At 58.6% G+C, this 21,771-nt stretch carries 21 protein-coding genes; 11 read left to right on the forward strand and 10 right to left on the reverse strand.

Annotated features, from left to right (window positions below; genetic code table 11):
* Window positions 1–47 precede the first annotated feature (47 nt).
* The gene (locus Tel_14355; GenBank protein ID ALP54226.1) at window positions 48–881 is read left to right on the forward strand and encodes a thymidylate synthase; all 834 of its coding nucleotides are present in this window, start codon (window positions 48–50) and stop codon (window positions 879–881) included.
* On the forward strand, window positions 856–1,377 hold the full coding sequence (locus tag Tel_14360; protein ID ALP54227.1) for a hypothetical protein: 522 nt from the start codon (window positions 856–858) through the stop codon (window positions 1,375–1,377). Before Tel_14355 ends, Tel_14360 begins: the two co-directional genes overlap by 26 nt.
* Before the next feature lies 1 nt (window position 1,378).
* On the opposite strand, the gene Tel_14365 is transcribed toward Tel_14360, so the two are convergent.
* Complete coding sequence (locus Tel_14365) at window positions 1,379–1,951, reverse strand: hypothetical protein (protein ALP54228.1); 573 nt, start codon at window positions 1,949–1,951, stop codon at window positions 1,379–1,381.
* Between the two features lie 247 nt (window positions 1,952–2,198).
* Here Tel_14365 and Tel_14370 point away from each other — a divergent pair, with 247 nt between their 5' ends.
* The 3 genes from Tel_14370 to Tel_14380 are packed head-to-tail and all read left to right on the forward strand — an operon-like array spanning window position 2,199 to window position 5,589.
* Window positions 2,199–3,815, forward strand: a complete 1,617-nt coding sequence (locus Tel_14370; protein ALP54229.1) for a hypothetical protein — start codon at window positions 2,199–2,201, stop codon at window positions 3,813–3,815.
* A gap of 38 nt (window positions 3,816–3,853) precedes the next feature.
* The gene (locus Tel_14375; GenBank protein ALP54230.1) at window positions 3,854–4,588 is read left to right on the forward strand and encodes a hypothetical protein; all 735 of its coding nucleotides are present in this window, start codon (window positions 3,854–3,856) and stop codon (window positions 4,586–4,588) included.
* The gene (locus tag Tel_14380; GenBank protein ALP54231.1) at window positions 4,588–5,589 is read left to right on the forward strand and encodes a hypothetical protein; all 1,002 of its coding nucleotides are present in this window, start codon (window positions 4,588–4,590) and stop codon (window positions 5,587–5,589) included. Before Tel_14375 ends, Tel_14380 begins: the two co-directional genes overlap by 1 nt.
* A gap of 39 nt (window positions 5,590–5,628) precedes the next feature.
* On the opposite strand, the gene gyrB is transcribed toward Tel_14380, so the two are convergent.
* From gyrB to dnaA, 4 genes are all read right to left on the reverse strand, one after another.
* Window positions 5,629–8,055 carry a DNA gyrase subunit B gene (gyrB, locus tag Tel_14385; protein ID ALP54232.1) on the reverse strand — a complete coding sequence of 809 codons (2,427 nt, stop codon included), beginning with the start codon at window positions 8,053–8,055 and terminating at the stop codon, window positions 5,629–5,631.
* An 80-nt stretch (window positions 8,056–8,135) separates the two neighbouring features.
* Complete coding sequence (locus tag Tel_14390; protein ALP54233.1) at window positions 8,136–9,152, reverse strand: hypothetical protein; 1,017 nt, start codon at window positions 9,150–9,152, stop codon at window positions 8,136–8,138.
* A 131-nt stretch (window positions 9,153–9,283) separates the two neighbouring features.
* Window positions 9,284–10,384, reverse strand: a complete 1,101-nt coding sequence (locus Tel_14395; protein ALP54234.1) for a DNA polymerase III subunit beta — start codon at window positions 10,382–10,384, stop codon at window positions 9,284–9,286.
* A 223-nt stretch (window positions 10,385–10,607) separates the two neighbouring features.
* Window positions 10,608–11,993, reverse strand: a complete 1,386-nt coding sequence (gene dnaA, locus Tel_14400) for a chromosomal replication initiation protein (protein ID ALP54235.1) — start codon at window positions 11,991–11,993, stop codon at window positions 10,608–10,610.
* A gap of 217 nt (window positions 11,994–12,210) precedes the next feature.
* Between dnaA and rpmH the strand changes: the two genes are divergently transcribed.
* The 5 genes from rpmH (at window position 12,211) to Tel_14425 (ending at window position 16,381) form a co-directional block, all read left to right on the forward strand.
* Window positions 12,211–12,345, forward strand: coding sequence for a 50S ribosomal protein L34 (gene rpmH / locus Tel_14405; GenBank protein ALP54236.1), 135 nt, complete (start codon window positions 12,211–12,213; stop codon window positions 12,343–12,345).
* Between the two features lie 22 nt (window positions 12,346–12,367).
* A complete protein-coding gene (locus Tel_14410) occupies window positions 12,368–12,730 on the forward strand; it encodes a hypothetical protein (protein ALP54237.1) in 363 nt (120 codons plus the stop codon).
* A 220-nt stretch (window positions 12,731–12,950) separates the two neighbouring features.
* Entirely contained in the window at window positions 12,951–14,624 is a 1,674-nt protein-coding gene (locus tag Tel_14415) for an insertase (protein ID ALP54238.1), read from the forward strand.
* Window positions 14,625–14,665: 41 nt separating this feature from the next.
* Window positions 14,666–16,018 carry a hypothetical protein gene (locus Tel_14420; protein ID ALP54239.1) on the forward strand — a complete coding sequence of 451 codons (1,353 nt, stop codon included), beginning with the start codon at window positions 14,666–14,668 and terminating at the stop codon, window positions 16,016–16,018.
* 75 nt (window positions 16,019–16,093) lie between these two features.
* Window positions 16,094–16,381 carry a ferritin gene (locus Tel_14425; GenBank protein ID ALP54240.1) on the forward strand — a complete coding sequence of 96 codons (288 nt, stop codon included), beginning with the start codon at window positions 16,094–16,096 and terminating at the stop codon, window positions 16,379–16,381.
* A gap of 3 nt (window positions 16,382–16,384) precedes the next feature.
* Here Tel_14425 and Tel_14430 read toward each other — a convergent pair whose 3' ends face one another.
* Window positions 16,385–17,149, reverse strand: a complete 765-nt coding sequence (locus tag Tel_14430; GenBank protein ID ALP54241.1) for a hypothetical protein — start codon at window positions 17,147–17,149, stop codon at window positions 16,385–16,387.
* A 117-nt stretch (window positions 17,150–17,266) separates the two neighbouring features.
* On the opposite strand from Tel_14430, the gene Tel_14435 reads away from it, so the two are divergent.
* Entirely contained in the window at window positions 17,267–17,842 is a 576-nt protein-coding gene (locus tag Tel_14435; GenBank protein ID ALP54242.1) for a hypothetical protein, read from the forward strand.
* Window positions 17,843–18,001: 159 nt separating this feature from the next.
* On the opposite strand, the gene Tel_14440 is transcribed toward Tel_14435, so the two are convergent.
* Genes Tel_14440 through Tel_14455 form a run of 4 tightly spaced genes read right to left on the reverse strand, consistent with a single transcriptional unit; the run spans window position 18,002 to window position 21,770 of the window.
* Window positions 18,002–18,313, reverse strand: a complete 312-nt coding sequence (locus Tel_14440; protein ID ALP54243.1) for a hypothetical protein — start codon at window positions 18,311–18,313, stop codon at window positions 18,002–18,004.
* Window positions 18,314–18,325: 12 nt separating this feature from the next.
* Window positions 18,326–18,817: a hypothetical protein gene (locus tag Tel_14445; GenBank protein ID ALP54244.1), complete on the reverse strand. Its 492-nt coding sequence runs from the start codon at window positions 18,815–18,817 to the stop codon at window positions 18,326–18,328.
* Entirely contained in the window at window positions 18,817–20,790 is a 1,974-nt protein-coding gene (locus Tel_14450; GenBank protein ALP54245.1) for a hypothetical protein, read from the reverse strand. The genes Tel_14445 and Tel_14450 overlap by 1 nt, the downstream gene beginning before the upstream one ends.
* The gene (locus Tel_14455) at window positions 20,787–21,770 is read right to left on the reverse strand and encodes a hypothetical protein (protein ID ALP54246.1); all 984 of its coding nucleotides are present in this window, start codon (window positions 21,768–21,770) and stop codon (window positions 20,787–20,789) included. The genes Tel_14450 and Tel_14455 overlap by 4 nt, the downstream gene beginning before the upstream one ends.
* Window position 21,771 lies beyond the last annotated feature (1 nt).

Consider the following 21,771-nt stretch of genomic DNA (forward strand, 5'->3'; position numbering starts at 1 on the left):
TATGAACTTTGTTATGCTTGATTAACCGCCGCTCAGACAGGACAACGATGCAACAATATCTCGATTTAATGCGCCATGTATATGAACAGGGCGCACGCAAAGAAGACCGCACCGGTACCGGCACGGTGAGCGTGTTCGGTTATCAAATGCGTTTTGATTTAAATGAAGGTTTTCCGCTGGTGACCACCAAGAAGTGTCATCTGCGTTCCATCATTCATGAATTGCTGTGGTTTCTTAAAGGTGAGACCAATACTCAATATCTAAAGGACAACGACGTCAGCATTTGGGACGAATGGGCCACCGAGGCCGGCGACCTGGGCCCGATCTACGGCAAGCAGTGGCGCTCCTGGCCTACGCCCGACGGTCGCAACATCGACCAAATCAGCGAGCTCATTGAACAGATCCGGCGCAAACCCGATTCGCGCCGCCTCATTGTCTCGGCCTGGAACCCGGCCGACCTGCCGGACGAATCCATCAGCCCTCAGGCCAACGTGGAACAGGGCCGCATGGCGCTGGCGCCCTGCCACGCCTTTTTCCAGTTCTACGTGGTGGACGGCCGGCTCTCCTGCCAGCTGTATCAACGCAGCGCCGATATCTTCCTGGGGGTGCCCTTCAACATCGCCTCTTACGCCCTGCTGACGCTGATGGTCGCCCAGGTCTGCGAGCTGGCGCCGGGGGCGTTTATCCATACCTTCGGCGACGCCCATCTGTATCTCAATCACCTGGAACAGGCCGAGACCCAGTTGGCACGCCAGCCCTATGCGCTGCCGCAAATGCGCATCAATCCGGCGGTGAAGAATATTTTCGATTTTCGCTTCGAGGATTTCGAACTGGTGAACTACCGGTGCCATCCCCATATCAAGGCACCGATCGCCATATGAGGGCCGCCCTGTGAAGATTTCCCTCATCGCCGCCCTGGCCGACAATCGAGTCATCGGCATCGACAACCGGTTGCCGTGGAACCTGCCGGCCGACATGCAATGGTTTCGCCGCCACACCCTGGGCAAACCGGTGCTCATGGGACGCAAGACCTTCGACTCCATCGGCAAGCCCCTGCCCAAACGCCGCAATATCGTGGTCAGCCGGGAGCCCGGCTTGGCAATTGAGGGGTGCGAGCTGGCCGATAGCATCGACGCGGCGCTGGCACTGTGCGCCGCCGAAGCCGAGGTGATGATTATCGGCGGCGCCTCGTTTTACGCCCAGACGCTGGCCCGGGCGGACCGCCTTTATCTCACTCGGGTGCATACCGAGCCCGAAGGTGACGCCTGGTTTCCGGAGATCGACCTGAATCAGTGGCGTGAGGTGGAACGCATTGACCACCCCGCCGATGCGGCCAATGCCTTCCCCTGCAGTTTCGAAATTCTGGAACGTAAGTAAATCAGTGAATGGTGCGCGGCGCTTCCTCTGATGAGGCGCCTTCTTTCGGTGAAGCGGTCGTTACGTCTGCCGGGCTACCGTCGTCCTTTTTCGCTGCCGTGCCGGCCGAGGCATCCGCCGGCGTCTCAGCCGCTGGCTTTTTTGGCGGCTGTGGGGCCGCCTCCTCGGCGCCGTGCGGCGCCGCTTTGCCGGCCTTCGCATCGGCTGCGGTCGTGTTTGCAGGTGTTTGTTGCGCCGCGGCCGCGCCGGACGCCGACTGATCCTGGTCCGTCGCTTGGCGTTCGCCTTCCAAGACATTCTTGTCGGCGGTCAGGCTTTTGAGCTTGGCGGTGTCTGTGCCACACAGTTTGTTGGAGCTGGTCGCCAGGTGTTCGTAGACTTCGCGATAGTCCTTGGTGAGCTGATTGAACAGGGTGGCGGTCTTTTCGAAATGGGTGGTCACTTCGCTGCGGTAGGTCTGCAATTGTTCCTTGGCCTGGTGCAGGTCTTTTTCCAGCTCTCTCACTTTGGGTGCCGAGACATCCCCCTTGCTGCGCCCGATGACAAAACCGAAGAGTATCCCCACACCGAGCATGCTTATTAAAATCAACCACATGTAGCCTTCCATCGTGCCTCCTCTACCCTGATGTTATTAGCCCGTCGTTATTCATCCTGTGTCGAACTTCACAGAGTATGCCGCCCTCTGGCGCCGGTCAAGCCGCTTGTCTTTGTGCCGATGTTATAAAAGCAAAGCGTTGCAAGTTGATCTTTGAATAATACGAATTCACCAAAGCTATCAATGGATTAAAAGGCCGATGGCGGTCGACACTGACAGGACAGGGATGAGCGCTACTCTCGAAAACACGCTGCAAGCACTCAAGAAAAAGATTGAGCAGAGCGGCGATTTGCCTGTTTTCAGCGCCTCGGTCAACCATATTTGCGCCGTCAGTTCCGACCCCGACGCCGACGTCATGGCCCTGTCGCAGGGGGTGCTGAAAGACGCCAACCTGAGCATCAAGCTCCTGCGTCTGGCCAACTCCCCCTATTACAACCGCAGCGGCGGCAAGGTCGGCGTGGTGTCGCGCGCCATCGTGCTGCTCGGTTTCGAGACGGTGAAAAATCTCAGCCTGACCATGAAGTTCATCGAGAGCTTCCAAAACGAGCACCCCTCCATCGATATGGACAAGCTACTGGTGCGCGCCTACATCACCGCCGGCTTCGTGCGCGACCTGGCCATAAAGATCGGTGTCAAGGATGCGGAGGAGACCTATACCTGTGCCCTGCTGCATGATTTAGGGGAAATCGCCGTCGCCAATTACCTGCCGCACAAATACATCGAAATCGCCGAGCTGAACAAGCAAGGTGACAACGATCCGGATAGCAATGAAAAGCAGGTGCTGGGGGGTAGCATGCAGAAGATCGGTAGCGAATTGGCCGCCAGTTGGGACTTTTCCTCACACATCGTTGCCACCATGAACAGTGAGCCGTTCAAGATCACCGGCCAAATCACCAAACCCTTAGAGCTCAACAAGGTGTTGACCTCACTTGCATCATCGCTGGTGGGGGCGCTGTACAGCGCCCATCCTTCTGAGGCTAGCAGTACGCGCGAATTGATGGTCGATCTGGCACAAGCCACCGGCATGCGCCTGAATTCCATCGAGGCATCCCTAAGCGATTCGTTCAAAATGTCCTGTGACTTGGCCACGACCTACGGGTTGCCCGCCAAAAAACTGATGCCGGTAATCGCCGAGACCGACGACGAAGGCAGAGACAAGCTGGCCAGCCAATTCTCGTTTTATGTCAGCAATCAAATCGCGTCGCAGCCGACGCCGGTCGGGACCCAACCGAGCAGCGCAGCGGCGCCGCGACAAAACAGCGCGCTAGCGGATGCAGCGGCTGCGGATCAGGACCAAGTCGCCCAGCCAACGGCCCGGGACGCGGAGGGCGTCGTGGATCAGGGCTTGCAGCTTCAGTATATTCAGGACATCACCTCCCTTATCACGGACGGTTCCAAGCTCAATACCGTTCTGATCAAGGCGCTCGAGGGGATTCACGTGGCCGCCGCATTCCCGCGCGTGGTGCTGTGCCTGCTGGGCATGGATCGTAAACAGTATTCGGGCCGCATCGCCATCGGCACCGACAAGGAGTTGATGAAAGAATATTTCAGTCGCGCGGTGAATCCCACGAATGACATCTTTGCCCGGGTACTGGTGGAGGGCACCGATATCCTGGTCGAAAACAGCCGTGACGAGCGCTGGAAGGGCGTACTGCCTAACAAGTTTCATACCCAGATCGGGGCGCGTAGCTTCGTCGTTGCACCGCTGCGTTCCGGTGCCAAGCCGATCGGTTTTGTCTATGCCGACAAAGCTCACTCGCGTTATCCCATCAGCAGCGCGCAACATCGCGCGTTTATTCAGTTCATCGCCCAGGCGCGGCTGGCGTTTCAGACCTGCCGCTGAATCTTTACATTTTTTAACCACAGGTTAGTATTAGTCAGGTGCAAACATACAAAATTATTAAGCCGGACGCGGATGCGATCTGCCTAGAAGCCGCCAAAGATTTCCTCCGTCTGGCGCAACAATGCGTGCAGCAAAAGGGGGAATTCAGCGTCGCCCTAGCCGGCGGATCCACACCCAAAAAGCTTTATCAAATCCTCGCCAAACCGCCCTATGCCGATGCGCTTCCGTGGGGCAAAATGCGGCTCTTCTTCGGCGACGAGCGGGGCGTGCCGCCCGACCATCCGGACAGTAATTACGCCATGGCCAATCGTTATCTGTTCAAGCACATCAACATCGATCCGACCCATGTGCATCGGGTGCAGGCCGAACTGGAGCCGGACAAGGCGGCGCAGGCCTACCACGCCACGCTCAAGGGGTTTTTGCCCTTGGATGAAGACAACCGCCCGGTGTTCGATCTGGTGCTGCTCGGACTGGGCGCGGACGGCCACGTCGCTTCCCTGTTTCCCGGCACCGACATCCTCCAGGTCGAGGACCGTTGCGCCGCCGCCGTTTGGGTGGAGGACAAAAACAGCTGGCGCATCAGCGTCACCTTGCCGGTTATCAACAGCGCCGAACACGTCTGGCTGCTGGTGACCGGCGAGGCCAAGAACGATATCGTCGATCGTGTATTTCACTATCCCTCGGTCAACACACCGCTGCCGGTGGAACGGCTCAACCCCAAGCGCGACCTGAGCTGGTATCTGGATCACGCCGCGGCCCGCTGGGTACGCTGATGCAACTGCTGTGCGGCGACATCGGCGGCACCAAGACCTTGCTGCAACATGTCGTCGTCGCCGCAAATAGGGTCGAGGTGTTGACCGAACAGCGCTTCCCCAGCGCCGATTACCCGAGCTTTGATCTGATCCTGGAACAATTCCTCAGCCAGCACGATGCCAGCGGTGTCGCCGCCGCCTGTTTCGGCGTGGCCGGTCCGGTGGTCCACACGGACAGCGGGCACACGGCAGCCATCACCAATCTGCCCTGGCAGATGGACAGCGCCGGGCTGGCGCGGCGCTTCAAACTACCCCGGGTGGCGCTGATCAACGACTTTGAAGCGGTCGGTCACGGTATCGACGCCCTGCCCGAATCGGATTTCGTCAGCCTGCAGGGCGGTGAACCGCTTGCCCAAGGCAATCGTCTGGTGGTCGGTGCCGGGACTGGCTTGGGGGTGGCGCAAATGGTCTGGGGAGAAGGAGGTTATCGGGTGATGCCCAGTGAAGGGGGTCATGCCGACTTCGCCCCCGGCGATACGATGCAGCTCAAATTGGCCGAGCACATTATGCGCAAGCACGGCCGCTGTTCCGTGGAATTCGTGCTTTCGGGACCGGGCTTAATGAATATCTTTACCGCGCTGGCCGAGATGAAGCAACTGCTGGACTCGCTCGACTATCAGCGCATCCGGCAAGCAGCCGACCCGGCGGCGGCCATTGCCACGGCCGCCGATCAGGACAGTGCTTCGCTGGCCGGCGCAGCCATGGCATTGTTCGTGAAGATCTATGGCGGCCAGTGCGGCAACTACGCCTTGGCCTGCCTGCCCCGCGGCGGGGTATTTGTGGCGGGGGGAATCGCCGCCAAGATCATCCAACAGCTGCGCCAAGGGGACTTCATGGCGGCCTTCAATGCCAAAGGCAAAATGGCACAACTGATGCAGCGCATGCCGGTCAACGTGATCACCAATCCGGGGGTCGGACTGATTGGTACCCGTGTGTACGCGGAAAGACTAGCGACAGATTAAAAAATAGTTATATAAAAATATATAGTATACTATATTTTTTTATACATCTAGATTCTCCACCGACAGGGCATTCTTCTCAATGAACTGGCGTCTCGGCTCCACCTGATCCCCCATCAAGGTGGTAAAAATCAAATCAGCCGCAACCGCATCCTCGATTTGAACCTGGAGCAGGCGCCGGGTTTCTGGATTGAGGGTGGTCTCCCACAACTGTCCCGGGTTCATCTCGCCCAGTCCTTTGTAGCGTTGAATCTGCTGGCCGCGCTTGGCCTCTTCCAGCAACCAGGTGAGTGCCTGCTTGAAGCTGGATACTTTCAAGGTCTTTTCGCCGCGCTTGATTTCGGCACCTTCACCGATCAAACCATCGAGCTGCTGACCCAGCTTGACCATGGCCTGATACTCACCGGAGCCAAAGAAGGCGCGCGGAATATCCCGCTCATTAGCGATGCTGTGGCGCGTTTCGGTAATCACGATACGACTGATACCGTCACCTTCCTGATTCATCTCCGCGCGCACGGCATAGAGATCACGGCTGTTGGCGGCAGCGCTGTTCAAGCGCTGTTCAAGCTCCTGGGCCCAGGTCTGCATTTGCGGCGGATCACTCAGTAAGCTGTCTGTCACCGGCGCCATATAAATCATCTTCTCGAGCGCCAGGCCGTTATAGCGCATGGCGAGGCGGTTAATGCTGGCGATCACGGCGTTATAGCTATTGGCTAAGGATTCCAAGGCCTCGCCGCTGATGGGGGGCGAATTTTCGCTCACCGTGAGCTGAGCATCGTTCAGCGCCACTTCCAAGAGATAGCGGTTCAGCTCGGCATCGTCCTTGGCATAGCGCTCCTGTTTGCCTTTCTTGATTTTGTAAAGCGGCGGCTGGGCAATGTAGACATAGCCGCGCTCGATCAACTCAGGCATCTGACGGTAGAAAAAGGTCAGCAACAGGGTACGGATATGGGAGCCGTCCACGTCGGCGTCGGTCATGACAATGATGCGGTGATAGCGCAGTTTGTCCGGGTTGTATTCCTCGCGGCCGATGCCGCAGCCCAAGGCCGTGATCAAGGTACCCACTTCGGCCGAGGACAGCATTTTGTCGAAGCGTGCCTTTTCTACATTCAAAATCTTGCCCTTGAGCGGTAGGATGGCCTGGAATTTACGATCCCTGCCCTGCTTGGCGGAACCGCCGGCGGAATCGCCCTCCACCAGGAATAATTCGGACTGGGTCGGGTCCTTTTCCTGGCAATCGGCCAGTTTGCCCGGCAAGCCGGCCACATCCAGCACACCCTTGCGACGGGTCATTTCGCGGGCCTTGCGGGCGGCCTCGCGGGCGCGTGCTGCGTCGATAACCTTCCCGATAATGCTCTTGGCATCGCTGGGGCTCTCCAGCAGGAATTCATTCAATTTCTCGGACATGGTGGATTCCACCACCGGTTTAACCTCGGAGGAGACCAATTTTTCCTTGGTCTGGGAGGAAAACTTGGGATCGGGCACCTTGACCGACAGCACTGCGGTCAGCCCCTCCCGGGCATCATCACCCGAAGGGGAAACCTTGTGCTTCTTGGCCAGACCTTCACGCTCGATGTACTGATTAATGGTGCGGGTCAGGGCCGCGCGCATGCCGGCCAGATGGGAGCCGCCATCGCGCTGGGGAATGTTATTGGTAAAGCAGAAGATGTTTTCCTGATAGGAATCATTCCACTGCATTGCCACTTCCACCACAATATCGTCTTTTTCGGTACTAAAATAAAACACCGTGGGATGCAGCGGGGTCTTGTTGCAATTCAGATGCTCGACAAAGGCCCGTATACCGCCTTCATACTCGAATATATCCTCTTTTTCCGACTTTTCTTCGACGAGGTGAATCTTCACCCCGGAGTTTAAAAATGACAGTTCGCGCAGGCGCTTGGCCAGAATATCGTAATGAAATTCAGTATCGGTGAAGATAGCGCGGCTGGGCTTGAAGCGAATGGTGGTACCGCGTTTATCGGTATCGCCCTTTTCCTGCAGCGGCGCCTGGGGCTCCCCCATGGCGTATTCTTGGCTGAAAATACGGCCATTGCGATAGATAGTGAGATTCAGTTCTTCGGACAAGGCATTGACCACTGATACCCCGACGCCATGCAGACCGCCCGATACCTTGTAGGAATTATCATCAAATTTACCCCCTGCGTGCAGTACGGTGAGAATGACTTCGGCGGCGGAACGCCCCTCTTCGGGGTGAATATCCACAGGGATGCCGCGACCGTTGTCGGACACTGACACCGAGCCATCGGCGTGGAGAATGACATCGATCTGGGAACAATGGCCCGCCAGCGCCTCGTCGATGGAGTTATCGACCACCTCGAATACCATATGGTGCAGGCCGGTGCCGTCATCGGTATCGCCGATATACATACCCGGCCGCTTGCGAACCGCATCCAGTCCCTTTAACACCTTAATATTGGAAGAATCGTAGCTCTGCTGTTCAGTGCGCATAGTGTCTAAAAGTCTCTGATTTATTTAAGATCGTCGCCAGCGAACCGGCTGGATACACGGGCTAAATTATACCGTGTTGCTCAATCCCCGTCTTCATTTTCACGTGTGATACTTCCCTGTTCCACGTGGAACACACGCTTGTCACTGAATACATCAAGATCCAGGGAATCTCGGTCCGTGGTGGTCACAAATAGCTGGCCACCGATTGAATACAGTAACTGCATAAAATTATGGCGGCGATGGCTGTCGAGTTCGGCCGGTAGGTCGTCCACCAAAATGATGCAATTTTTTTGCGTATGCCGATTAAACACGCTGGCCTGCGCCAGCAAAAGGGCGCAGGCAGCCAATTTTTGCTGCCCGCCTGAGAGCACCTCGGCGGCCGATCGCCCCGCGACACGCACATTAAGGTCGGCGCGATGCGGGCCGCGCTGTGTAAACCCAGCGCGTAGATCACTTTCTAGATTGCTTCTCAAACTGTCGACATAGCCTTCGCCTGGCGGCCAGCCCGATTGATAGCGGAATTCGAAGGTGTCGAGGGCGAGCAGCTGCCGGATAAAATGGTCGGCCTGCCGCGCCAATTTATCCACATAATCCCGTCGATATTGGTCCAGACGCGCGGCAGCTACGATCAATTGGTCGTCCCAGGGCAACAATAAGTCGCGCCGTTTCTGCCGCAATAAGGCGTTCCTTTGTTGCAACAAGCGGTTATAACGTTGCCAGACCGACAGAAACTCAGGTTCCACGTGGAACAATCCCCAGTCCACGAAGCGCCTTCGTTGTCGCGGGCTGCCCGTGATCAACTTATCCCCATCCGGCGAGATCAGGAGCAAAGGTAACAGTGCCGCAAGACGGGAGCTCTTTTGCTCGAAGGTCCCATTCACCTTGGCACTGAACTTACCCTCTTTAATTTGGATACCTAAGGCATGGCGCCGACCGTCCGCCGAGGCAATACGCCCGAACACCGTCAATTCGGCATGTTCATGCCGCACGATCCTGCGGCTATAGGCGGAGCGAAACGATTTTCCCCTGGCGAGCAAATAAATCGCCTCGAGCAGACTGGTTTTGCCGCTGGCATTGGCGCCGAAGACCACATTCAACCTAGCGCAAGGTTCTATAGAGGTCGCCTGGATATTGCGAAGATTTTGAATGGACAGCAGGTCCAAGGCCATCATCCGACCCCGGCGATGGCTGACGAGAATACGATTAAGGCGGCTCTATTAGCCAGAAACTACAACCTCATCGGCATAACGACGTAGCGTGATTCCTCGGCCGTGGGTGATTTGATTAGGCAGCAGCTGTTTTGGTCAGTGAGTTCCAACAATACGTTTTCGTCGCCGATTACATTCAGGGCGTCCAGGATATAACTGGCATTGAAGCCGATTTCCAGGGTGGGTCCGTCGTAGTCCACGCTGATTTCTTCCTCAGCCTCTTCCTGCTCCGGATTGTTGGCCATTACCTGCAGGCTGCCGGCTGACAAGGTAAAGCGCACACTACGGTATTTTTCATTGGAGAGAATGGAGGCCCGGCTCAGGGCCTGGTGTATCAAGTTACGGTCGGCAATGACGATCTTGTCGCCGCCTTGGGGCACCACGCGCTGATAATCGGGAAAACGACCATCGATCAACTTGGTGATAAAACTCAATTCCCCCGTGACCAAGCGCATATGATTACTGCCCAATTGCACCTTCACCATCGCGTCGCTATTTTCCAGCAAGCGCGCCAATTCCATCACCGCCTTGCGCGGTACGATTACCTGCTGTAATTCACTCACGCCGGTCGTCATTTTAACATCGCTGAGCGCCAAACGGTGGCCGTCGGTGGCCACCACTCGGATCATATCCTCGGAAAACTCGAACAACAGGCCGTTGAGGTAATAGCGCACATCCTGTTGCGCCATCGCAAATGAGGTCTTGTCGATAAGTTTCTTCAGCTGTTTTTGACTGATCTCGAATTCAACCAGCGGATCGAAACTATCGATATTGGGGAATTCACTCGCCGGTAGGGTCGACAGTACGAAGCGACTCTTACCGGACCGCAGAATGGCGCGATCACCTTCCAGTTTGATGGTCAATGCAGCATCGTTGGGCAAGGCCTTGCAGATATCAATGAATTTGCGTGCCGGCAAGGTGGTCTCTCCCAACTCACTGTTTTGTAAGGGCACATGGCTCATCATCTCAATTTCAAGATCGGTGGCGGTAATGGCTAGCTCATTGTCGGCTGTCTTTAACAACACGTTACCCAAAATAGGCAGTGTCTGGCGGCGCTCTACAACCCCAATTACCTGTTGCAAGGGTTTTAACAGCAATTCACGTTCGATGTTGAGTTCCATGCTAATCCTTAAATATTAATTAAATAAATTAAGATCTTTTATTATTGTTATTATTATAGGCCCCAAAAAATCTTAATAACTTAAAAATTTACTTTTAAATCATGTGCTTAATACCGCTATTTACGCAGTTTAGCCTGGTTATAACCGGCCTGTATCCGGTGGTTAACTTGTGGATAAATAAGCGGCTTATCCACAGGCAAAACTTATCCACAGATTGATCACATTATGTAGTAAGTATTCTTAACAGGTTTTGATAGTCCTCATTGACACGTACATCCCCATCACGTAACTCATTGATTTTCTTGCAAGCATGCAAGACGGTGGTATGGTCGCGACCGCCGAAGGCATCACCGATCTCCGGCAGGCTGTGATTGGTCAATTCCTTTGCCAAGGCCATAGCCAGCTGCCTGGGCCGGGCGACGGATCGGGAACGCTTTTTCGATAATAAGTCGGCCACCCGGATTTTAAAATACTCGGCCACGGTTTTCTGGATATTTTCCACGGTCACCAGCTTGTCCTGGGCCGCGAACAGATCGCGCAGGGCGTCCTTGGCGAAATCCAGGGTGATGGGCCGGGCCATGAAACGTGAATTGGCGATCACTCGGCGCAGCGCCCCTTCCAGCTCGCGTACGTTGGAGCGTATGCGCTTGGCCATGAAAAACGAGACCTCATGGGGCAGCTCCACGTTCATCTGCTGCGCCTTGCTCATCAGGATGGCGACCCGGGTCTCCAGTTCCGGCGGCTCGATGGCCACCGTCAAACCCCAACCGAAGCGGGATTTGAGCCGTTCTTCCAGTCCTTCGATCTCTTTTGGGTAACGGTCACAGCTAATAATGATCTGGCGTTGGCCCTCGATCAGGGTGTTAAAGGTATGAAACAGCTCCTCCTGGGAGCGCTCCTTTCCGGCGAAAAACTGGATATCGTCGATCAACAGCGCATCGACCGAGCGGTAATAACGCTTGAAATCGTCGATGGCGTTGTGTTGCAAGGCCTTGACCATGTCGGCAACGAAACGCTCGGAGTGTACATAGATGATCTGGGAGTCTGGTCTCTTGTCCAGCATCAGGTTACCCACCGCATGCATAAGGTGGGTCTTACCCAGGCCGACCCCGCCATAGACGAACAAGGGGTTGTAAGCGACCCCCGGGTTCTCGCCGATCTGGGTGGATGCGGCCTTAGCGATTTGATTGGATTTACCCTCGACGAAACTGTCAAAGGTGAATTCATCCCGTAGATTACTAATGTGGTGGATCGGATTCTGGTCTTCCCGGCGTCGGAACTGGGTGCGACTATTCTTCGACGCGGCCGTCCTCGGCTCAGCCGTCGCCCGGCCGGTGTTGCATTCCACCGGCACGGCGCGTTCACGACTGCCGATCTCCAACACCACTCGCTGTTGTTCACCGTTCTCGAGCTGGGCAACGATGTTTTGGATATTCTCGAAAAAGCGCTCGTTGACCCAATCCAGCACAAATCGATTGGGGGCCAGCAGCCGCAGCGAATCACCTTCCTCCACGGCCTGCAACGGCCGGATCCAGGTATTGAACTGTTGCGCGTTGAGCTGGCTTTCCAGCTGCTCAAGACATTGCTGCCAAAGTGACATCGTTGCCATTACCCTCGTGACGGCGGTTGCTGGTATCAGAGATATGGGGACTGGCAAGTCTACCCCCCTTTGGCACAGTTATCCACACCCCGACGCGCCCTATTTTTTGCCCGCCGCAATTGACAACGGCGCCGTACAACGGCTATCCTTGCGCGCTTTCCGCAGCACCCGGGCGACGGCCCCAGGCGGCAATTTCTCTGTGATCACAATTGGATGGATGTAGGCGATGAAAAGAACATTTCAACCCAGCGTACTCAAGCGTAAACGCGCCCACGGTTTTCGTGCCCGGATGGCTACGGCCAATGGCCGCAAAATCCTGAAGAATCGTCGCGCCAAGGGCCGCAAGCGTCTGGCCGTATAACGCCGAGACCCGCCAAGTCGTCTTGAGTGCCCGCCAGTATGGGTTTCCCGAAACCCTGAGATTAAAAACCGCGGGCGAATTTGACTACGTCTTCGCCGAGCCTTGCCGAGCGGCGAACGCCTGTTTCACCGCCCTGGCCCGGGCCAACCGGCAGGATCAGCCGCGTCTGGGGCTGGTCATATCCAAGCGCTGCGCCAAATCGGCGGTACAACGCAACCGCCTCAAGCGACTGATCAGAGAAAGCTTTCGGCATTCCCAGGCGCACTTGGCCGGGCTCGACATCGTCGTCATCGGCAAGCACAGCGCGGTGACGAAAACAAACCAGGAACTGTTTTCTCTGCTCCATAGGCAATGGCTGGAACTGGAACGATGCAAACACTCTTGATCCTCTTCGTGCGCGCATACCGCTTGTTATTGTCACCGTTTTTGGGGCACCATTGCCGCTTTCATCCGACCTGCTCCTGCTATGCCGAGACCGCGCTTCGTCGTCACGGCGCCATCAAGGGCACTTGGTTGGCAATTAAACGTATCGCGCGCTGCCACCCTTGGCACCCCGGCGGGGTGGATCCAGTGCCGGAACCCATCAATAAGCAAGTACAATAATCATGGATAACCAGCGTCTCATACTATTTTTTGCCCTAGCCTTCATCCTGTTTTTGACGTGGGAGGCATGGCAGGCCGACTACGGTCCGCAACCGGTGGCCGGCAGCCAGGTAGAGAGCACGGGCGGCGCACCCACCGCCGAGGTCCCGAAAGACGTACCCATCGCGCAGCAGCCGCACAGCGACAGCGCGGCCAAGGCCGATACCCCGGCGGCGCCCGACACCGGCATGGAGGCCAGCCCCGCCAATCAGCGCATCCATGTGCGCACCGATACCTTTGATATAGAGATCGATACCCGCGGCGGTGATATTCGTGAGGCCGACCTGTTGGACTACCCGGTCGCCAGCGACAAGCCCGATGAGCCCTTCCGCCTGCTGAAAGACACCCTGCCCAATCTGTTCGTGGCCCAGACGGGCCTGCTTTCCGACAGCGCGGCACCCGATCATTACGCCAACTTCACTGCCCAGCGCAGCGATTATGAATTAGCGCCCGGTCAGGACGAGCTGCGCGTGCCCCTGGTGTGGCAGGACGATAGCGGCATCAAGGTCACCAAGACCCTGGTGTTTTATCGCGGTAGTCATGTCATCGATGTCGAGCAGACCATCGAGAACAACTCGGCCGACGCATGGCAGGGCCGCCAATACCGCCAACTGCAGCGCAGCCGCCCCGACGGCAGCGGCGAGTCCGCCTTTATCTATACCTACACCGGCGGTGTCATTTACAGCGAGGCGGAGAAATACGAAAAGATCGAGTTTGACGACATGGCCGAGCAAAGTCTGAGCCGTGACATCAACGGCGGTTGGGCGGCCATGATTCAGCACTACTTCCTCGGCGCCATCATTCCGCCCCCCGATCAGACTAACCATTTCTATACCAAGGCGCCGGGGGACGATCGCTTCGTGCTGGGGCTGGTCTCGCCCAGTGAGTCCGTGGCGCCGGGCCAGAGCGCCAGTTTCACCACCCGCTTTTTCGTCGGACCCAAGGAGCAGGATGTACTGGAAGACCTGGCCGAAGGTCTGGACCTGACCGTGGACTACGGCATGCTCACCGTCATCGCCAAGCCGCTGTTCTGGGTGCTGGACTGGTTCCACGGCCTGTTCGGCAACTGGGGCTGGGCCATCATCATGGTGACGCTGATTATCAAGCTGATCTTCTATCCCTTGTCGGCAGCCAGTTACCGTTCCATGGCCAATATGCGTAAGTTCGCGCCCAAGATGCAGCAGCTCAAGGAACGCTACGGCGACGACCGTCAGCGCATGAGCCAGGCCATGATGGAGTTGTATAAAAAGGAAAAGATCAATCCACTCGGCGGCTGTCTGCCCATGATCGTCCAGATCCCGGTGTTCATCGCCCTGTATTGGGTGCTGCTGGAGAGTGTGGAATTGCGCCAGGCACCGTTCATTCTCTGGATCCAAGACCTCTCTATCCGCGACCCCTACTATGTGCTGCCCCTGCTCATGGGTGTCAGCATGTTCGTGCAGCAGAAACTCAATCCGCCGCCGCCCGACCCGGTCCAGGCCAAGGTGATGATGGCGCTGCCCATCATCTTCACCCTGTTCTTCGCCTTCTTCCCGGCGGGTCTCGTGCTGTACTGGCTGGCTAACAGCGTCCTCTCGGTGGCGCAACAGTGGTACATTACTGCCAAGATCGAAAAGGCGGCCGAGACCAAAAAATAATTGAACAAGGGCGCCGCCGGCGCCCTTTTCATTTTGCGACTATGCAAGACAGTAACGACACCATCGCCGCCATCGCCACCCCGCCCGGCCGGGGCGGGGTGGGCATTGTGCGCGTCTCCGGGGCGCGGGCGCCACAAATCGCCGCCGCCGTGCTGGGCCAATGTCCGGCAGCGCGCCATGCCGCCTATCTACCCTTCCGCGACAGCGACGACAGTGTGTTGGACCAAGGCATCGCCCTCTATTTTCCGGGTCCCAACTCCTTCACCGGCGAAGATGTATTGGAACTGCAGGGCCACGGCGGCCCGGTGGTGCTGGACTTACTGTTGTCGCGGGTGGTGGCCCTGGGTGCACGGCTGGCGCAGCCGGGTGAATTCTCGCGCCGCGCCTTTCTCAACGACAAACTCGACCTGGCTCAGGCCGAGGCCATCGCCGATCTCATCGAGGCCGCCTCGGTGCAGGCGGCGCGTTCGGCCTTGCGCTCCCTCCAGGGTGAATTCTCGCAGCGCATCCACGCCCTGGTGGAGGCGATGATCAAACTGCGCATGTATGTGGAGGCGGCCATCGACTTTCCCGAAGAAGAGATCGATTTCCTCTCCGACAGCGCCGTGACCGCACAACTGCAAGACCTCATCACCCATCTCAACACCATTCTGGCCGAGGCCCAACAGGGCTGCTTGTTGCGCGAAGGCATGAATGTGGTCATCGCCGGTCAGCCCAATGCCGGCAAATCCAGCCTGCTCAACCAACTGGCCCAGCGCGAACTGGCCATAGTCACCGAGATCGCCGGCACCACCCGCGATACCCTGCGCCAGGAAATCAGCATCGACGGCCTGCCGCTGCACATCATCGACACCGCCGGGCTGCGCGACAGTAGCGATACGGTGGAGCGGATCGGCATCGAACGGGCCTGGAGCGAGATCCAACAGGCCGACCGGATATTGTTATTAATAGACGACGCCGCCGGAATCACCGCGGCGGATCAGGCCATCATCGACAAGCTGCCCGATGACATCGCCGTCACCGTGGTGCGCAACAAGATCGATCTGAGCGATTCGCGCGCCGGTGTGGCCGACGGTCCCCTGGGTCAGGAGATCGCCCTTTCCGCCAAGACCGGGGCCGGCCTGGAACTGCTCAGCCGACATCTGAAACAATGCGTCGGTTATCAAGGCAATGCCGAAGGCAACTTCATGGCGCGCCGCCGTCACGTGGATGCGCTGCGAAGAGCGCTCGAGTGGGTGCTGCACGGCCAACAAGCCTTACAAAAACACCAAGCCGGCGAACTGTTGGCCGAAGACCTGCGCCTGGCCCAGGAAGCCCTGAACGAAATCACCGGCGCGTTCGGCAGCGACGATCTATTGGGGCGCATCTTCAGCTCCTTTTGCATCGGCAAGTAAACGCCGTCGCGCGCCTGGCCACGCGCGACCCGTTAGTGTACGTTTTAAAGTTCCGTAATGTGAAAGGAGAACACCATGGCAAACGAAGGCTATCACGAACCCCTCGCCGAACTCTCGGACGAAACCCGTGACATGCACCGCGCCATCACGTCACTGATGGAGGAATTGGAAGCGGTGGATTGGTATAACCAACGGGTGGATGCCTGCAAGGACAAAGAACTCAAAGCCATCCTGGCCCACAACCGGGATGAAGAAAAAGAACATGCCGCCATGGTGCTGGAATGGATTCGGCGGCGCGACCCATGCTTTGACGAACATCTGAAGGATTTTCTGTTCAGCGACAAAACCATCGCCCACGATTAACGATTATCCAAACTGCACCGAGCGTTTACTAAAGGTAAACAAATCGTAACCGACGGTCGGGAAACTGGGCGCTTCATCCTCGTCGGCGGCGCCCGCGCTGATCAGCAACGGCCGGAAGTGTTCCGGCGAGGGGTGATTGCGTTGTGCCTCCGGCGCCTCGGTTTCCCACGTCAATAAGCGCCGTCTATCCTCGACCAAGGTCTGCGCCACCCAGGCATCGAAGCGGCTGGCCCATTCCGGCGTGGCGGTATAACCGCCGCCCAGGCCTTCGCGCAGATTGTGGGTCAGCGTGCCGGCGCCGGCAATGATCACCCCCTGCGCACGCAAGGGCGCCAGCCGACGGCCCAGTTCAAACAGGCCTTGATTCGAAACCCGGGGCAGACTCATTTGCAACACCGGCACATCGGCGTCGGGCCACATGTGCAGCAAGGGCACCCAGACGCCGTGATCCAGGCCGCGCGGGCGTTGCGGTATCTCTTCATCGAACAGTACACGAATATCTCTCAGCAAGCCCTCGGCACCGGGCGCCGGGTATTGCACCTGAAACAGGGGCGGCGGGAAACCGTGAAAATCGTAAATCAGTTTGTCATGGCGTCGCGTTTCACCGAAGACCAGCCCCGGTTCTTCCCAGTGGGCTGAGAAGATTAAAATCGCCTTGGGCCTAGGCAGCGCTTTACCCCAAGCGGCATAGTCCGCGCCGGCGGCCTTATCCAAGGCCAGCATGGGATTGCCGTGGCTGATGAATAGAACGGGCATTTTGTCGGCCATGGTGCTCTCCTAAGTGAATGGATACCATTCTAACGGAAGGTCTTTACCGGACTCTTCACTGATTTTTGTGGGAGAATAAGGCATAATGCCGCCCACTTAAGACAGGAACCTTAAACCATGAATAACGAACAAGCCCTGCGGCAGCGTAGCGGCGCCAAGTGTGAACTCTGTGGTTCCGAATCCGATTTGATGGTATATGCCGTGCCGCCGGCGCAGACGCCGGATGCCGATCACAGCATCATGCTTTGCCAGGTCTGTCACGGACAGATTACGCAACCCGACAGCATCGATGTGAAGCACTGGCACTGCCTTAACGACAGCATGTGGAGCCAGGTGCCGGCGGTGCAGGTGATGGCCTGGCGCATGCTCAAGCGCTTGTCCACCGAGGTGTGGGCGCGGGACCTTTTCGATATGCTCTATCTGGATGAAGAGACCCGGCATTGGGCCGAGGCCGGTGCAACGGATGCCGATGAGGCCGCCACAGCCACCTTGGATAGCAACGGTAACGTGCTCGAAAACGGTGACACGGTCACATTGATCAAAGACCTGGATGTCAAGGGCGCCAACTTCACCGCCAAACGCGGGACCGCCGTGCGCAATATCGCCCTCACCGACAATCCCGAACAGATCGAAGGCCGCGTCAATGGCGTGCGCATCGTGCTGTTGACCCAGTATCTGAAAAAGTCGAATTGATCACCTTACTCAGGGCTTCGCATTACAGCTGCTAAAGGTAGAGGCAATTGAAAATTGATGCAGCGTGACTGCGCCCACTCTCCTCAAACGTAAACATGACTGGCGTGAGGTCTTACCAGCACGCCGAGCCACGCTATGCATTTCTAAAAGGCTTCCCGGCTAAAAATCCGTATCCTCCTCCAAATCATCATCCTCCATATATTTGCGCACCGCGCGGAATTCTTCTTCGCTGAGGTGTTTGCGCTGCACTTCTTCCAGCGCTTTCGGATCGGTGATGATTTTACCGACGGTGTGCATCCAGCTGTCCAGTTCCGGATCGCTGAAGCGGTATTCATGAAAGGTGAACTCCAGCCAGCCGACGCCATCCTTGGCGGCAAACTCTTCCGGGTCGGTGCCGATGGGGAATACCTCGCGCACATTATTTTCCATCTCGGCGCTGGCGGGCGGCAGGTGGCTTCTTTGTTCAGTCATAACAACCTCGCGTTATTCAATACCTAGAATTTGAAAGTGTTGCCGTTGGCGTTCGATGTGGGGATCATCGATGTGCGCCTGGGCTTCGATGCGCCGACAGTAATGGGGGTCCAACCCGTGCTGCCGGGCACCGAGCAACACATAGAGCTTGTACCAGTGGTACGGCAGCAGCCCCGGTATGATCATCTCGGCGCGGGCGATGTACACGAATGCCGGCATGGCACCTGCAAACGTGTTAACGACGCGCTCGCAACACTCATAACCGCTTTCCAAGATGTCCAGCTCGGGGCGTTCGCTTGCCTCCATTTCATACACCACACCCTGTACCTCGGCGGCGCCCGGCATGATGGTGCATTTGCCGGAGTCATCGCCGCCGTGTTTGTCGAATACCAGCTGATGGCCCGGCAACACGGCGTTGGCGACGACACGGGCGGAAGGCACCCGCTGGCGAAAGCGCAGGGGGTGCAGATTGGAACCGTAGGCAAAATAATATAAAGACGACATCAGGGACTGAATTCCACTACGCTTTGTTTCAAGAGGCGCAACTGTGTGTCGCTGCCTGTACCAGCATAACGCAGATGGCCGTAGAGTGCGGTAATGCGGTCCACCTGCGCCGCCAGTTCCGGGCGTTGCCGTTTCACCCGGCGGGCGAAATCCCCCGCCGTTTCATGATCGGCCTTTTTCAGACCCCGGCGCGCCAACTTGCGGCAAAAGCGGCGATACGTCTTGACCACCGGATCGCGGTGATGTTGGCGCGGCAGCAGCACCCAGGTGGCGATGCCGGCCAGCAGGCCGCCCATGACCACTACAAATACCCCGCCGAGTTGGCGCCAGTCCTTGATGTCCAGGCCCAAGTTGCGCAAAAATTCCGCCTGGCGCTCGGGCCCGTAACCCAGCACCCATTGGTTCCAACGGTTGTTGACGGCATCCAGGTTGAGCTGCATGCGGCGCCAGGCCCGGGCCAGCAGGTCGCTTTGCGGCACATTAAACCGCACCGCCCCGGCGCTCACCGCCGAGGTGTCGATGCTGCGCTCGATGCGTTCCGGCGCCACCGCCGCGGTGGGATCAATGCGCACCCAGCCGCGCCCCGCCAGCCACACCTCGGACCAGGCGTGGGCGTCGCGCTGGCGCACGATGTAGTAGTCGTCCACCGGGTTCAGCTCGCCGCCCTGGTAGCCGGTCACCACCCGCGCCGGGATGCCTGCCGCGCGCATCATCAGGGTGAAGCTGGCGGCGAAGTGTTCGCAAAAGCCGGTGCGGGTGTCGAACAGAAACGCGTCCGACGGATCGTCGCTGCCGAGCAACGGTGGTGTCAGCGAATACGTGAAGGGCTGCTGTCGGAACAGGGCCAGGGCACGGCGTACCACCTCTTCGTCGGATGCGGCTTCACGGCGCAACTCCTGTCCCAGCGCCACGGTGCGCGGATTGCGCTCGCGCGGCAGCAGCAGCCCCAGGCGGCGCTCGATCTCGGACAGGGCGCCGGTGTTGTAGTCGGTGTAGGAGAGCATGTGGTATTTGAGCCGCTGCCGCACCGGTTTCGGCGCGACCAGCTGGTAGTCGCGCGTGATGCGCCCCTGCTCGCTGGCGCTGGCCGGCAGGTCGAGGGCGAACAACCACGCCCGATTGTGTGGCTCCAGGGTTACGGTGTAGCTGACCGCCGCCCCACGGGACTCGAGTGCGGGCATGCGCCAGCCGGCGCGGTTCAGTTGTGGACCAGGGGTCCAGGTACGCCCGTCGGTGGTCCAGAACACCGGGCCGCGCCAATAGCGCTTTTCCGGCGGCGGCGCGGCGCCGTCGAATTCGACCCGGAAGGCCACCGCATCCGACTGGCTCAACTGGCTGATGGCGCCGGGACTCATGCTGTCGCTGAGTCCGGTCATGCCGGCGTAGGCGTCCTTGGGCAGACCCCAGATAGGCCCCTCGATACGCGGAAACAGCACGAACAGCGCCAGCATCAGCGGTAGCCCCAGCAGCATCAGCTCCGCGGCGCCACGTAGGTTGTGGCGCAAGGGACGCAGCTCACGGCTGGCCAGATACATGTGCAGGCCCAGCAGCAACCAGGCCACGGTGAAGACATAAATCGCCAAGGGGATGGTCTGGCTGTAGAGAAAGTGGGTCACTAGGATGAAATAGGCCAGGAACATCAGCACCAGCACATCGCGGCGCTGGCGCAGCTCCATCAGCTTCAGCCCCATCATGATTACCAGCAGGGCGGTGCCCGATTCGCGCCCCACCAGGGTGCCGTAATGGACGAAGATGACCACGATCAGGCCCAGGGTCAGGATCAGCTTGAGTTTGGTGTCGGGCAGGGGCCAGTTGCGCCGCGCCGCCAGCCAGCGCCACAGCCCCAGCGCCGCGATCAGCAGTCCGGCCCAGAGTGGCAAGTGCAGCAGGTGGGGCAGGATGGTCAGCCCCAGGCCGATCAGCAGCCAGCCCATGGCGCGCTGATCGAGCACGGTGATCTGCGCCCCGCTCATGCCTCTTCCCCGAACAGGGCCAGGCGCGCCAGGCACTGATCCAGGTGGTGGCGGCCCTGCCCCGGCGCAAGCGTCACGCCGGGCAGGCGCAGGCCGTAGCGTTGCTGTTGACTGTCGGCATCCAGCAGCCAGCGGCACAGCTGGGACAGGCGCGTCTCGCCATCGGCGCCGTGGCTGTCGGCCCAGTCGAACCACAGCTCCGGCGATTGATGGCGCTGAAACTGCTTGGTCACCAGACCCTGCTCGCGCGCCAGCGCCTTCCAGTCGATATGGCGCGGCGAGTCGCCGGGCTGATAGCCGCGCAGGCCGTGGAAGTCGTCGCTGCCGGCTTCATCACGACTCTGGCGCCGCTCGCCGCCGCCCTGCCCGCTGTGCGGCGGCGGGGCATGGTGCGCCGGGCGCGGGTAGACCAGGGTCTCGGCCTCCACGTCGATATAGGCCCAGGCGCGGAACAGACCCAGGGGATAGCGCGACGCGAGGGTGATCCGCCCCAGTCCCACACGTCCGCGCCGCGGGGCGGGCAGGGCCAGTGTGGCGCGGCTTTGCGCCTGCGCATCGACGGAGGTGAGCGCCTCGGTGCCGTCGCCGCTGCGTAGTTCGATATCAAAACGCGGTCGGGCGCTGGGATTGTGCAGCAGCAGGTGAAAGGCGGCATGGCCGCCGGCGAAACAAGGCTCGGCGCCGGCCAGGCGTAGCTCCAGCTGCGCCAGATTGCGGTAGCTGTGGAACAGCGACACCAGGGTGATGCTGCCCAGCCAAAAGGTCAGCACAAAGGCCATGTTGTTGCTGTAGTTCATCGCCCCCAGCAGCATCAATAATAGAATGCCGAGGAACACCAGCCCCTGCTTGGTGGGTAGCACGAAGATGCGGTGGCCGTAGAGCACGGCGGCCGCGCGGGCCGAGGCGGCTTGGTAGCGCAGGCCGCGCGGGCGCAGTCTTAGCGGCAGGGCCTCGAGCCAGCGCTGCAGGGTTTCCACCATG

This window comes from Candidatus Tenderia electrophaga (assembly GCA_001447805.1).
Taxonomy (GTDB): Bacteria; Pseudomonadota; Gammaproteobacteria; order Tenderiales; family Tenderiaceae; genus Tenderia; species Tenderia electrophaga.